The sequence below is a fragment of the Enterococcus sp. DJ147D b genome, assembly GCF_058216655.1.
Genome location: NZ_CM177104.1, coordinates 2,447,418 through 2,460,638 on the forward strand (window position 1 = coordinate 2,447,418; position 13,221 = coordinate 2,460,638).

A 13,221-nucleotide genomic window follows, 5' to 3' on the forward strand; every position below is an offset into this window, starting at 1 on the left:
AATACAATTATAAAATGACAAAACTGTTAGGAATAAAAAAAAAGAAATTATTCATCGCTGAATAATTTCTTAAATGGGAATACAAATATAGCAAAAATAATCATATTTAATAGCAATGTTGGTCCTAAAAACTGGGTAATAAAGTAATTCGTATTAACTATTGCAAGTTTGAAAATCAACTGGATGATTAACGTGAATAGTTCATACCCAGTCACAAAAATAATCATACTAAAAAATTCAGTAAATATGTTTGTATGAATAGTTTGACTCATTGAGTACATAATAAAAATAATTAGTGGAAGTGCTACAGCGTAGATGCCAATGACGCCAATATAATACATATCAAAAACAGCGCCTAAAATAATTGTCGTAATCAACAGGTATCTTTTTGAAAAACTCAGGCTGCAAAATAGTAACGCCAGAATCAAAAAATGTGCATTTGCCATGTAGACACCCTTGGTCCACTCACCTAAAACTCTAGTTACCTGTCCATCTAAAAGCATAAGGAAGAATAAGACAACAGGCAAGTAATACTTCATCGTTTCTTTTTTCAGCATAAACTATTCATCCTCCACTAAACGTTGGATGATCGTTACAACGGATAAGTCATACATCTGTGCATAAGGTTTGATATAAACTTCTCGATCTAAGCCATTACTGTCAGGTTTGACTTTTGTAACTGTTCCGATTGGCAAGTTAGCAGGTGAATTACCACCTAAACCAGATGTCTGTACAACATCGCCTTCTTTGATGTCTGTATCACCAGTCAGTTGTGTTGCAACCAATGCTTGTCCAGTTTCATCGTATCCCTTAAGCAAACCAAAAGCATCCCCATTTACAGAGTTCACTTTTACTGGAAAATGATCTGAGCTTTCATTAGCTGAAGTTAGTAATTCAACTTTGGAAGAAGCTACATTTACCTCAACTACTCGTCCAACTAAACCTTTTTGTGACATAACAGCCATATTTGTTTTGACACCATCTTTCGAACCCTTATCAACAGTCAGCATATCTTGCCAACTATCAGGTGAACGGGTAATCACGTTAGCCGTGACTTTCTCATAACTAGTCAAGGTTTGATTCAAATCAAGCTCTTTCTTCAATGATTCAATTTCTTTTTGATAATTTTTATTTTGCTGCGCCACTTCATCATAACTGTCTAAGCGCTCTTTTAGTCGCTCATTTTCAGAATAAGTAGAAAATAAATTGTGTACAGAATTCACACCGTTTCCGACCCATCTTGCTGGTGCAAAAACGGCTTTGTCAATAATTGCAACACTGTCATTGACAACAGATTGAAATAAATTGGTTTTTCCTTCATTTGCTCGTTGAGCAGCTGTTACACTTAAAATTGTCACCACAATAATGACAATAATCAACGTAATAATAATATTTTTATTGGGATTGAACTTCTTCACAAAGACACCTCGAATTAATTAGACTCTTACATTTAATTTTAGCACTAAACACCTTGAAACAAAAGGCAAGTTGCTTCTCTTAATCTTTTTTTAGCAAATCTTTTTCACTCTACTTACTTTAGTTGTTCAAGTGTCCACATTTGTGAAATTCTAGCCAAGGAAGTGCCTTAATCTTTGCTTTGAATTACAGCTACTACACCCGTTTCAAATGAAAATTTAGCTGTATCAGAAACAAATTCATTACTTGCATATGAAGTTGGCTGAGCAACAGTGGTATCTTCCAATTCGTATTTACTTTCTTTGATATTCAGATGACTGACAGGCGTCAAACAACAGTAAGCCAAGTATTTCATTTCTGGTATTTTTTTAATCGAATAACTGCCTGGCAAATAATAACTCAAATTGTTTTGACGATCTGCCAAAGTCAATCGCTGGATATATGGCTGAAATCGTGGTTCCAGTCCCAACCACAAGTTAGATAGCAAATGATCTAAGCGACCACCAGTAGCTCCCACTAAAGTGTATTCTGCCTCAGGGTAGCGTTCGAATGTGGAAGCCAATGCTAATTGAGTGTCCGTGTCGTCTTTTTCTGCTGGTGATTGGATGATCAACTCTGCTTGCGAAAAAACATAAGTACGTTCTTCCTCGTTCAACGAATCAAAATCACCTACAGCGATTTCCACAGATAACCCTTGTTGCAACAAATATAACGCTCCACGGTCAATACCAACATGATAGTCATACTCAGAGCTTGTTATCTCTGGCCATTTTCGAGGTGACCCTCCTGCTGCTAACAAAATTTTCATTTTAGCTCAATGCCTCTTTTAATTGATTGATTTGATGGATTGGATCTTCTGAGGCATAGATGTAGGAACCTGCTACAAAAACATCCGCTCCTGCCTCTTTACAAATTTTCGCTGTTTCTGGAACAATTCCACCGTCAACTTCGATTGCGTAATGATATCCGTTTTCTTGACGAAGCAAATCTAATTCAACGATTTTAACAACTGTTTCTTCAATAAAACTTTGACCTCCAAAACCAGGATTTACCGTCATAACCAAGACTTGATCCACAATAGACAATACATGTTGAATTGCAGAAACCGGTGTACCAGGATTGATTACCACACCCGATTTTACTCCCAGATCATTGATCATTTGAACAGCTCGATGAATATGTGGTGTTGATTCAGCATGGACAGTAATAATGTCGGAACCGGCTTTCGCGAAATCCGTAATATAATTTTCTGGATTTACAATCATTAAATGGACATCCAAAGGTAATTTGGTCACTGGACGGATTGCTTGAACAACATTGGGTCCTAATGTAATGTTTGGTACAAATTGGCCATCCATAACATCGACATGGATGTAATCTGCTCCACCTTTTTCTACCAATTCAATATCACGTTGTAAGTTGGCAAAGTCTGCGCTTAAAATTGATGGTGCTAATTTCATTTGATTTCCCCCTATTTTCTTTTACTCTCTTTTTTGTAAATGGGTCTTCGTTTTTCAACCTCTTGTAAAAATTGCAAATAGTTATCATAGCGTGTTTGTGCGATTTCTCCATTTTCCACTCGATGCTTGACCTCACACCCAGGTTCTTTCGCGTGCATGCATTCACGGAAACGACAGTGTGTAGACGCTTCAACAAATTCTGGAAATTGCTTTGGTAATTCCGTTGCTTCAATCGTCAGAAAGTCAATCGAACTAAAACCTGGTGTATCAGCGACTAATCCATCGTACAACGGAATTAATTCAACATGACGCGTTGTATGCTTTCCTCGGCCAAGAGAATCTGAGATTTCTGCTGTTGCTAACTGTAATTCTGGCGAAATTTGATTAAGTAAAGTTGATTTACCTGCCCCTGACTGCCCCATAAAAACAGTTAACTGGTCTGGAAAATAACGAATTAATTCGTCTGTATCTCCTGGTTGTTTCGGTACTATGACTGGATAACCAATTTTTTCATAGACTTTTTTGATCTCTTCAATTTTTGGATCGTTCGGTGCTAAGTCCGTTTTTGTTAGAAAAATAATTGGTCGGATCATTTCATATTCGAGCATCACTAAAAAACGATCCAATAAATTCGCTGAAAAATTCGGTTCAACTAAACTTGTGACGATCACACCTAAATCAACATTCGTCACAGGCGGTCTTACTAATTGATTTTTTCGTGGCAAAACTTCTAGTAAATAGCCATCTGTTTTATTTTCACTTTCAAAAATGACTTGGTCACCAACTAATGGACTGATATTTCGATTACGGAAATTCCCTCTTCCTCGTGTTTGGTAGGTTTCCCCATCTGCATAAACATAATAAAAACCACTGATTGCTTTTCTAATTTGTCCTCTGATTTGTGCCACCTCCGTTTTTTATTTATTTTAACACAGGAAAAAGAATTCTTATGCCTTAACAAGCAAACTTATTACGCTCTAAAAAATTTCTTTTTTCCTTTGTGCACAAAAAAAAGAATTATGTCATTAGATTTTCACTAACAACATAATTCTTTTGTACTTAATTCAGTTACTGTTTCAAGACATCTGCATTTACTCTTGTGATTTATTTTCTTCAGTTGATTTTTCTGACCCATCTGTTGTTTCTTTTGTTGAACTACTTGAGGAATTTTTTTCCGAAGAATCTTTTGAAGAAACTTTCGTTGGATCTGGTCCCTTAGAATAAACAACGCTTACGATGTCACCTTTATTAATACTTGCACCGACTCCTGGATTAGTTCGAATAACTTTATCCTTGTCGACAGTATCCGAGTATTCAGAAGTTTCGTGTCCAATATATTCAGCACCAATTCCAGATAAATAATTTTGTGCTTCGCTCTTCGAATAACCTGAGATATCATTTAGACGACTTGGTTTTTCTTCGGCGCCTTGGCTGACTACAAAACTAACAGCTGTTTCAGCCGCTGTAAATTCTCCTGAGCTAGGAGTTTGGCTAATAATATTTCCCGCAGCTATTGTATTACTATAGTCATAACTCACACTAATATTTGATGCTAAAAATCCTGCAGCTAGGAGTGTACTATAAACTTCATCATAGTTTTCACCCGTATGATTATATAAAAAGACAGGTTTGACTCCCTTGCTCACTTTGAAAGTAATCGTATCAGAATCTGGATCAACTTCTCCGTCTATAGGTGTCTGAGAAATAATCATGTCCTTCTCAACTTCAGAACTATACTCTTCTTCCGACTTAATTTGTTCCTCTGAAAATCCTAAGTCAATTAAGTTGGCTTTCGCCTCATCATAACTTACGCCTGTGTAATCTTTTAATTTGATTTTTTTAGAGCCACTACTTAAATATAATTTTATTTCGCGATTCTTTTTCACAGTTGTTTCTGCTGCAGGATCTGTTTTAACCACATTTCCTTCTTCAATTTTATCATCAGCAATTTCTTCTGTTTTACTTGCTACTTTTAGATTCGCATTTTCCAAAACTGTTCGAGCTGCTGCTTCTGTTAAATCTGAAACATCTGGCACTTCCACTTCACCTCGGCCGCCAGAAGCAAAAAACACACCAGCACCGATACCTAATCCGAGTAAAACAAGAAGGAGTAAAATCCACCATTTTTTTCGTTTTTTCTTTGGTTTTTCTTCCTCTTCTTCTGGCGGTTGATTCGGTTGTTCCCAAACGTCATGTTCATCTGGTAAACGCATCGATTTAAATGAATCTGGCATTGGCGAATCTGCATCAATTGGCGTCAGCACTTTTGTCTCGTTCAACATAGCTTGTGGTTCCCATTTCGGCTCATTCGCACGCGCAGGCGAAAGAACGGTTGCTAAATCTTCATTCATTTCATCAGCTGTCAAATAACGATCAGTTGGTTCTTTAGCAGTTGCTTTCAATACAACGTTTTCCAATGCTTGTGGCGCTCCAGGGTCAATTGCTTTAATCGAAGGTAATTCATCTTGAAAATGTTTCAAGGCAATCGTTACTGCTGATTCACCATCAAACGGCACGCTTCCTGTCAACATTTCATAAAGAATAATTCCAAGCGCATAAATATCAGATTGCTTAGTAGCCATACTTCCTCTTGCTTGTTCAGGTGACAAGTAATGTACGGATCCTAGCATTGTATTTGTTTGGGTAATTGATGTTTCAGATAATGCAATCGCAATACCAAAATCAGTAATCTTCACGACACCTTCGTGGTCAATCAAAATATTTTGAGGTTTTAGATCGCGATGAATGATTTGGTGATTATGTGCCAACGAAATCGCTGATAAAATTTGTTGCATAATATCAACAGCTGTTTGATAAGGAATTGGATAATGGGTTTGGATGTATCGTTTGAGATCCATCCCTTTCACATATTCCATTACTAAATACTGCATATCCGCTTCTTCCCCAACATCGTATACACTCACGATGTTGGGATGGACCAATTCAGTTGCTGCTAACGCTTCTCTTTGAAATCTACGGATAGCAGTTTTGTCGTTTTGAAAGTCAAATCGCAAAACCTTGACAGCGACATCACGATCTAAGATTAAATCATGGGCTAAGAAGACATTTGCCATTCCGCCACTGCCAATATTGCCAGTAATTTGATAACGTCCATTTAGTTTCTTGCCTAACTCGATCATGCACAGTCCTCCTTATACTCGATAAGGAGTGCAGTAATGTTATCAGCACCACCTGCCTCATTTGCACGATCAATCAATTCTTTTACTTTGTCCGTAAGCGAACCTGTACCATCAATAATTGATCCAATCATTTCTTCCGACAACATATTAGTAAGCCCATCTGAGCAAAGTAATAATCGATCCCCAAGTTGCCAAGAATAAGTTGCGACATCTACTTCAACCGTTCCCGGCATTCCTACCGATCGTGTCAAAATATTTTTTCTTGGATGGTTCACCGCCATTTCTTGACTGATTTCACCAGACTTAACTAGTTCATTTACTAATGAATGATCCTCTGTTAACTGTTTTAGTTGATCTTCGCGCACTAAATAGGCACGACTATCTCCAACATTTGCAATCGTAAATCTTGTATCTGATAAAGCAACAGCAACAATTGTTGTGCCCATCCCATTGTATTCTGACTTTTCCTGTCCTCGCTGATAAATTTTAACATTTTCATTTTGGATTGTTTGAATAAACCACTGGGCAATTTTCTCACTATCTTTTAGTGTTTGTTCTTCCCAGTCAGCACCTAAATTGGTCACAGCCATTTGACTGGCAATGTCACCTGCACGATGCCCCCCCATTCCATCAGCTAAAACTGCCAGCTTAATTCCTTCTTGATTAGTAAATACATTCGCATAGTCTTGGTTTGTATTACGGCGTCTTCCTACATCTGATTGAAATTCAATTTGCATTTCTTCACCTCATTACTTTTTACGCAAACAACAGATAAAAAAGCCATCTGTATTAAATTGATGTGGATACAAAGTTAACATTTTATCTTCGATTGATGATTTTAGCACAGGACTCACTAAAACATCAATCCTTTCAAATTCAGGGTGGCGTTTCAAGAAAGCCGCAATGACCCCTTGATTTTCATCAGCTAGAATGGTGCATGTGCTATAAGTCAAGATTCCTGACGATTTTAATGTAGGAGCACAGCTTTCCAAAATTGCTAATTGAATTTTAGGTAAATTTTCTAAATCTTGTGGATTTTTTTTATAGCGGATGTCTGGTTTTCGACGTAACAAGCCTAAACCTGAACATGGCGCATCGACTAAAATACGATCGAATTGTTCTGGTTCAAAAGTTTGTTGTACTTCTCGCGCATCCATTTTTTGTGCAAAAACTGCTGAAGAGACATTTAAACGAGCTGCATTTTCTTCAATGAGTTTTACTTTATGATCATGGACATCGAGAGCAATCACTTCGCCGCCACATGTTGAATCTAAAAATGTCGCAATATGCGTCGTCTTGCCACCAGGCGCAGCACACGCATCCAGTACGTGATGTTCTGGTTCAATTTGCATTGCTGGTGCAACTAGCATTGAGCTCTCATCTTGAACTGTTAGCAAACCGTCATGAAATAATGAACTAGAAGCTAGGTGACCTTTTTCGGCAACAACACCATAAGGGCTAACTTGGCTTTCTTTCACAGAAATCTCTTCTTCATTTAAAACAGCAATTGCTTGTTCACGTGAAAGACGACGAACATCAACGCGTCCGCTTGCATGACTCGGCACATAAAGTGAATGACCCAGTTTTTCTGTTTCATCAAACCCAATTTGATCGATAAAACGTTGCGTCAACCAAACAGGTAAACTGATTTTCACTGCCAATCGTTCTATGGGATCCTTGATTGCTTCTATATCAGGTTTTCCTTGACGTTGGTAGCTTCTCAATACGCCATTCACGAATTTTCCTGTGCCTGGGTTTCCTTTTACTTTTGCAATTTCTACTGCTTCATTCAAAATCGCATGGTCTGGAACCTTGTCTAAAAATTCCAACTGGTAAACAGACAAGAGTAGCAATGTTTTGACCCATTCATCTACTTTTTTTGCTTTAGCAATAAAAGGCGTGATATAAAATTCAAGTAATAATTGGTGACTAATCGTTCCATAAACAAGTTCTGTAAATAAGCCAATGTCTTTTGGATTAAGCTTTCCTTTGTTAATCATTTCATTTAATAAAAGATTGGAGTACGCCCCACCTTTAGAAACTCTTTCTAAAGTCATTAAAGCCATATAGCGTACAGATTTCTTCATACTATTTGGGATTTTTGCCATTATTTCACCTGCTGTCCAACCGTTACATGTTGTCCGCTGCCATTTAGAAACGCTTGAATGGTCTGCTTCCCTTTACCTGCAGGTTGTAATTCTTTGATTGCTAATACTGTTTGATTACCACACGCGATCCAAAGATTCTTCTTGTCTTTGCGAATAATCGTACCGGGAACTTCGGTTGTTTTCTCTTGAAGTGGTTCCACCACTAGTAATTTCCAACGAACATCTTCATACGTTGTAAAAGCAATTGGCCAAGGTCGCATTCCGCGTACTTGATTATCAACTTCTTCGGCTGTTTTATTCCAGTCGATTGCTTCTTGCTCTCTTGTAATATTAGGAGAAAAGGTCACTTTTTCTTCATCTTGAGGAGTTGGTGCTAAACTACCATCTAAAATACTTGGTAATGTTTTTAATAAGAGTTCTTTTCCCAATAAACTTAATTTACCAAACATTGTTCCAACATCATCTTGTTTGGTAATCGGCAAACTTTCTTGCGCAAAAATGCCACCTGCATCCATTTTTTTTATCATTTCCATGATGGTTACACCAGTTTCTTTTTCACCATTGATAATCGAATAGTGCACAGGTGCTCCTCCACGATATTTAGGTAATAAAGAGGCATGCACATTGATTGCTCCGTGTTTAGGAACTTGAAGTAGTTTTTCTGGCAAAAATTGACCGAACGCAGCCGTAATCAAAATGTCTGGTTGTAATTCGATGATTTTTTTCATTTCTTCTGAGCCGGAGATTTTTTCTGGTTGTAGTACCAGTAACCCATGCTTTAATGCCGCTTCTTTGACTGGTGTTGGCGTGATCACTTTTTTTCTACCGACTGGTCGGTCAGGCTGTGTCACTACAGCTTGAACTGTATAGCCAGCTTCCAATAATCCTTCTAGTATTGGGACAGAAAAAGCTGGTGTTCCCATAAATACAATATTAGTCATTTAGGTGCTCCTCCATATATTTTTCAAGTTCTTCCTCAGGAATTTGTTCAATCATTTTTTCAACAAACAAAACACCATCTAAATGATCGATTTCATGCTGAAATGCTCGTGCTAAGTAGTCGAATGCTGTTACTTCCATTTCTTGACCTTCACGATCAAAATAACGCACGGTTACTTCATCTGCACGTTTCACAGTTCCATAAACATGCGGAATACTCAGGCAGCCTTCCACATCTAAACTTTCTCCTTTTGCTTCGATAATTTCAGGATTGATCAATTCAAATTTGTCCCCTTCGTCAACTTCAACGATTGCTAAACGAAGATTTTTTCCTACTTGTGGTGCTGCAATACCAATACCGTCCATTGCAACCATTGTTTCATACAGGTCGTCTAGTAGTGCAACTGTTTCATCGGTGATGACATCGATGGGTTGAGCTGTTCGTTTTAACTTATCATTTGGGTGAATCAAGATTGGGTAGCGCATATAGTGTCCTTTCTCAAATAAAATGTAATGGTTCATTATCGATCGCCACAAATAATCCTTGGCGTTGTTCTTTTTGGCTTTTATCTAAAATATCATCCAACACATTTGCTAGCTGAGGTTCGTGCTTGTATTTAATAATCAATTGATAATAATAACGATTCTTCACACGCAAAATCATACTTGGTGTTGGACCTAAAATCAAACTCTGGTTACTTAACGTCTGTTTGAGCAATTGCGCAATCTGGAAGATTTTTTTTGCAGCTACTTGTTCTTCTGGATGGCTCGTAGTAATTTTCACTGTAAAGTAATACGGTGGATAGCCCCCACGATGACGAACTTGCATTTCCTTTTGATAAAAACGTTCGTAATTCTGCTCTTTTACTAACTCGATCGCGTAATGTTCTGGATTAAAGGTTTGGATAACTACCTCACCAGCTTTTTCAGCTCGTCCAGCTCGTCCTGAAACTTGTGTTAACAGTTGAAAAGTATGCTCACTTGATCGAAAGTCAGGCAAGTTTAGTGACGTATCCGCATTTAAAACGCCTACCAAAGTTACATCTGGAAAATCTAGTCCTTTGGCAATCATCTGTGTTCCTAGAAGAATATCTGCTTCTTTCGCACCAAATTTTTGCAAAATCCGTTCATGTGCTCCTTTTTTCCGAGTAGTATCAACATCCATTCGTAAAATACGAGCTTCAGGATACAAAGTTTGTAATTCTTCTTCCACTTTCTGTGTACCTGTGCCATAATAGCGAATTTTATTCCCACCACAATTTGGACAACGATGTGGAATTGCTTCTTCGTGTCCACAGTAATGGCAACGCATTGACTTACTGTCCATGTGCAATGTTAAAGAGATATCACAGTTTGGGCAAGGTAAAACAAAACCACAGTCGCGACACATAACAAATGAAGAATAACCGCGACGATTTAATAATAGAACCGTCTGCTCCTTCTTCTCTAAACGATCTTGAATTTTATCTTGTAGCTGGCTAGAAAAAGTTGCGGCTTTATGTTTTTGAAATTCTTCTCGCATATCCACAATGTCAATTACAGGTAATTGCGCACTACTTTTTGCTCGTTTATTCAAAGTCAGAAGTTGATATACACCCTTTTGTGCTCTTGCACGTGATTCAAGAGAAGGTGTCGCACTTCCTAATAATACTGGACAATGGTGGTATTTCCCCCGCCAAATAGCTAAGTCCCTTGCATGATAGCGTGGTGTTTCGTCTTGTTTATAACTCGACTCATGTTCTTCATCGATAATAATCAGACCAATATTTTCTAACGGTGCAAAAATCGCTGAGCGGGCACCAACGACTACTTGTGCCTCATTTCGTTCGATCTTACGCCACTCGTCATATTTTTCTCCTTGCGATAGTCCACTATGTAACACCGCAACGGCTTCTCCAAAACGTCCTTTGAATCGCTCAACCATTTGTGGGGTCAATGCGATTTCAGGTACTAACATGATAGCTGTCTTTTTTGCATCTAAAACTTCGGCAATACTTTGCAGATAGACTTCTGTTTTTCCACTTCCGGTAATACCTTCTAATAAAAAAATTGTTTCTTTTTGTGTTTGACACGCATCAGTGATTTGATCGACTGCGAATTGTTGTTCTTGGTTCAAATCTAACGCACTAGTTTGTTCAAACGAACGATGTTGATATGGATCACGATAATGCTCGACTTCTTCAAAACGAAGCCAGCCCTTCTCTTTTCCTTGATTCAATACAGCGCTACTGATTCCTTTATCTTTAAAGTACGCAAGTGGTTCATCCTTAACTGCTTCAGACAAGCAAAGTAATAATTCTTTTTGCTTTTTAGCATTTTGACGTAGTTTTCCCCACTCTTCTTCGATCTGCTCTTCTTGTAAAAGTGAGTGAACCATTCGAATTGTCTTCACTTTATTTTTAGTATGAACTTCATAACGGATATCAACTAATTTCTTTTTTCGCCAATGCATCAACTGCGAAACAACACCTAACGACTCTGCTTCTTTCCAAGAAATCACTTCTCGTTCTCGAAAAAATTCTTGTGTTTCAACTGATGGTTTCAAAGGATAAATGATTTTATCATACTCTGCCTTCATTACACTTGGTAGCATCGTTTGAAGACAAGTGATTTTGAATGCGTAGGTAATTGTTTTCATGTAGTCGGCTAATGCTAATAGTTCTTGATTAACAACGGGTGCTAAATCCAGCACGCGAATAATTGATTTCAATTGAACATCAGTCTGAGCAACTTCATTATTCAAACCAATAACAAATCCTTGAACATGACGATCTCCTTTTCCGAAAGGAACCTCCACACGCATTCCCACTTGTAACTCCGCTTCTAACACGAAGGGAACGAGATACGTGAAAGGTTGATCCGTTTGCATCGTCGGTACGTCTACAATCACTTCTGCAATTACTCCCACAACTTTCCCCTCCTTTGATACCCATTTTTAGTGAAAAAGATCCGAGCTTATTTTACTAGAAAACCCTTGTTTTGTCCTAATTTCTACTATTTCGTAACAAAAAAATAAACTAGCTAACTCACTTCTTCTTTTATTTAAAAAATTAAAAAGAGAGCCGTGACTCTAGTCACAGCCCTTGAAATTATAGTTTTTGTTCTTCGAGAATACGTGATTCTAATTCTTGTTGCTCACGTTCTTTTTTTGCTTGGCGTTCTTCATTTTCCATACGTAGACGTTCACGTTTCAATTCGGGATGTGGATCGTTGATCACATTTCCTGCATCGATTTCTTCAAGTGCTTGTCCAACACTTTTTACAGATTCAAATGAATCTAATGTTGGCTGTGCTCCAGCATCTAATTCATGGGCACGTTTACTTGATAAAATTACTAATGAGTATTTTGAATTTACTCGGTCTAACAATGAGTCAATTGAAGGCTTCAACATCATAAGACTACATCTCCTTTAACATTTTAATATATTTTCCGATTACCCGATCTACTCGAAAGTGTTCGCTAGCAATGATTTCTTTAATCCGATTAACAGCTAACGGAACTTCATCATTTACAACGGCATAATCATAAAGGGCCATCATTTCGATTTCTTCTTTAGCAACTCTCATACGTTCTTCAATTACTTCTTCTGCATCCGTTCCACGACCGACAATTCGTGATTTTAATTCTACTAGATCGGGCGGTGTCAAAAAGATAAATACACCATCTGGCACTTTATCTTTCACTTGCTGTGCTCCCTGAACCTCGATTTCTAAAAATACATCTTTTCCTTCGTCCAAGGTTTGATTCACATATGATAATGGTGTGCCATAATAATTTCCAACATACTCTGCGTATTCAAGCATTTCACCAGCTTCAATCATCGCTTCAAATTCTTCTTTGCTTCGAAAGAAATAGTCCACTCCTTCGACTTCTCCTTCTCGCATTTTACGAGTAGTCATTGAGATTGAATATTGAAAATCATTATCCTCACTCTCAAAAATTGCTTTACGTACGGTTCCTTTTCCTACACCGGATGGACCTGACAATACGATTAATAATCCACGCTCTGACATGACGACGTCCTTTCAACTAGTCTTTTCTTGCTTATCGTTTATTTTGCACTTTTTTTCTGCAACTTTCAAGGTTCTCTTTATTATAGACAGATTTTCCTAAAAAAGCCACCTTTGCTTGAAACTAGAGAAGAAAAGCTTGTTTCT

Annotated in this window: 13 protein-coding genes; all 13 read right to left on the reverse strand. The window is 37.7% G+C overall.

From position 1 onward, the window contains the following. Positions 1–47: 47 nt before the first annotated feature. On the reverse strand, positions 48–557 hold the full coding sequence (gene mreD, locus AC4BD1_RS11575) for a rod shape-determining protein MreD (protein ID WP_206910823.1): 510 nt from the start codon (positions 555–557) through the stop codon (positions 48–50). A gap of 3 nt (positions 558–560) precedes the next feature. Next, positions 561–1,418, reverse strand: coding sequence for a rod shape-determining protein MreC (gene mreC, locus AC4BD1_RS11580; RefSeq protein ID WP_490485633.1), 858 nt, complete (start codon positions 1,416–1,418; stop codon positions 561–563). A gap of 167 nt (positions 1,419–1,585) precedes the next feature. After that, a complete protein-coding gene (locus tag AC4BD1_RS11585) occupies positions 1,586–2,224 on the reverse strand; it encodes a thiamine diphosphokinase (protein ID WP_206910820.1) in 639 nt (212 codons plus the stop codon). Between the two features lies 1 nt (position 2,225). Continuing rightward, positions 2,226–2,876, reverse strand: a complete 651-nt coding sequence (gene rpe / locus AC4BD1_RS11590; RefSeq protein WP_206910818.1) for a ribulose-phosphate 3-epimerase — start codon at positions 2,874–2,876, stop codon at positions 2,226–2,228. Positions 2,877–2,887: 11 nt separating this feature from the next. Continuing rightward, positions 2,888–3,784 (reverse strand): ribosome small subunit-dependent GTPase A, encoded by an 897-nt coding sequence (gene rsgA, locus AC4BD1_RS11595; protein WP_490466617.1) that lies wholly within the window; start codon positions 3,782–3,784, stop codon positions 2,888–2,890. A gap of 183 nt (positions 3,785–3,967) precedes the next feature. Then, the gene (gene pknB, locus AC4BD1_RS11600; protein ID WP_490466618.1) at positions 3,968–6,016 is read right to left on the reverse strand and encodes a Stk1 family PASTA domain-containing Ser/Thr kinase; all 2,049 of its coding nucleotides are present in this window, start codon (positions 6,014–6,016) and stop codon (positions 3,968–3,970) included. Continuing rightward, positions 6,013–6,753, reverse strand: a complete 741-nt coding sequence (locus AC4BD1_RS11605) for a Stp1/IreP family PP2C-type Ser/Thr phosphatase (RefSeq protein ID WP_206910813.1) — start codon at positions 6,751–6,753, stop codon at positions 6,013–6,015. Before AC4BD1_RS11605 ends, pknB begins: the two co-directional genes overlap by 4 nt. Positions 6,754–6,765: 12 nt before the next feature. Further along, a complete protein-coding gene (gene rsmB / locus AC4BD1_RS11610) occupies positions 6,766–8,124 on the reverse strand; it encodes a 16S rRNA (cytosine(967)-C(5))-methyltransferase RsmB (protein ID WP_490485634.1) in 1,359 nt (452 codons plus the stop codon). Further along, a complete protein-coding gene (gene fmt / locus AC4BD1_RS11615; protein WP_490485635.1) occupies positions 8,124–9,065 on the reverse strand; it encodes a methionyl-tRNA formyltransferase in 942 nt (313 codons plus the stop codon). The genes rsmB and fmt overlap by 1 nt, the downstream gene beginning before the upstream one ends. Further along, positions 9,058–9,549, reverse strand: a complete 492-nt coding sequence (def, locus tag AC4BD1_RS11620) for a peptide deformylase (RefSeq protein WP_206910808.1) — start codon at positions 9,547–9,549, stop codon at positions 9,058–9,060. The genes fmt and def overlap by 8 nt, the downstream gene beginning before the upstream one ends. A gap of 13 nt (positions 9,550–9,562) precedes the next feature. Beyond that, on the reverse strand, positions 9,563–11,971 hold the full coding sequence (gene priA, locus AC4BD1_RS11625; protein ID WP_490485636.1) for a primosomal protein N': 2,409 nt from the start codon (positions 11,969–11,971) through the stop codon (positions 9,563–9,565). A gap of 181 nt (positions 11,972–12,152) precedes the next feature. Then, positions 12,153–12,458 (reverse strand): DNA-directed RNA polymerase subunit omega, encoded by a 306-nt coding sequence (rpoZ, locus tag AC4BD1_RS11630; protein ID WP_490466622.1) that lies wholly within the window; start codon positions 12,456–12,458, stop codon positions 12,153–12,155. A gap of 4 nt (positions 12,459–12,462) precedes the next feature. After that, positions 12,463–13,077, reverse strand: coding sequence for a guanylate kinase (gene gmk, locus AC4BD1_RS11635; RefSeq protein ID WP_206899008.1), 615 nt, complete (start codon positions 13,075–13,077; stop codon positions 12,463–12,465). Between the last annotated feature and the right edge of the window lie 144 nt (positions 13,078–13,221).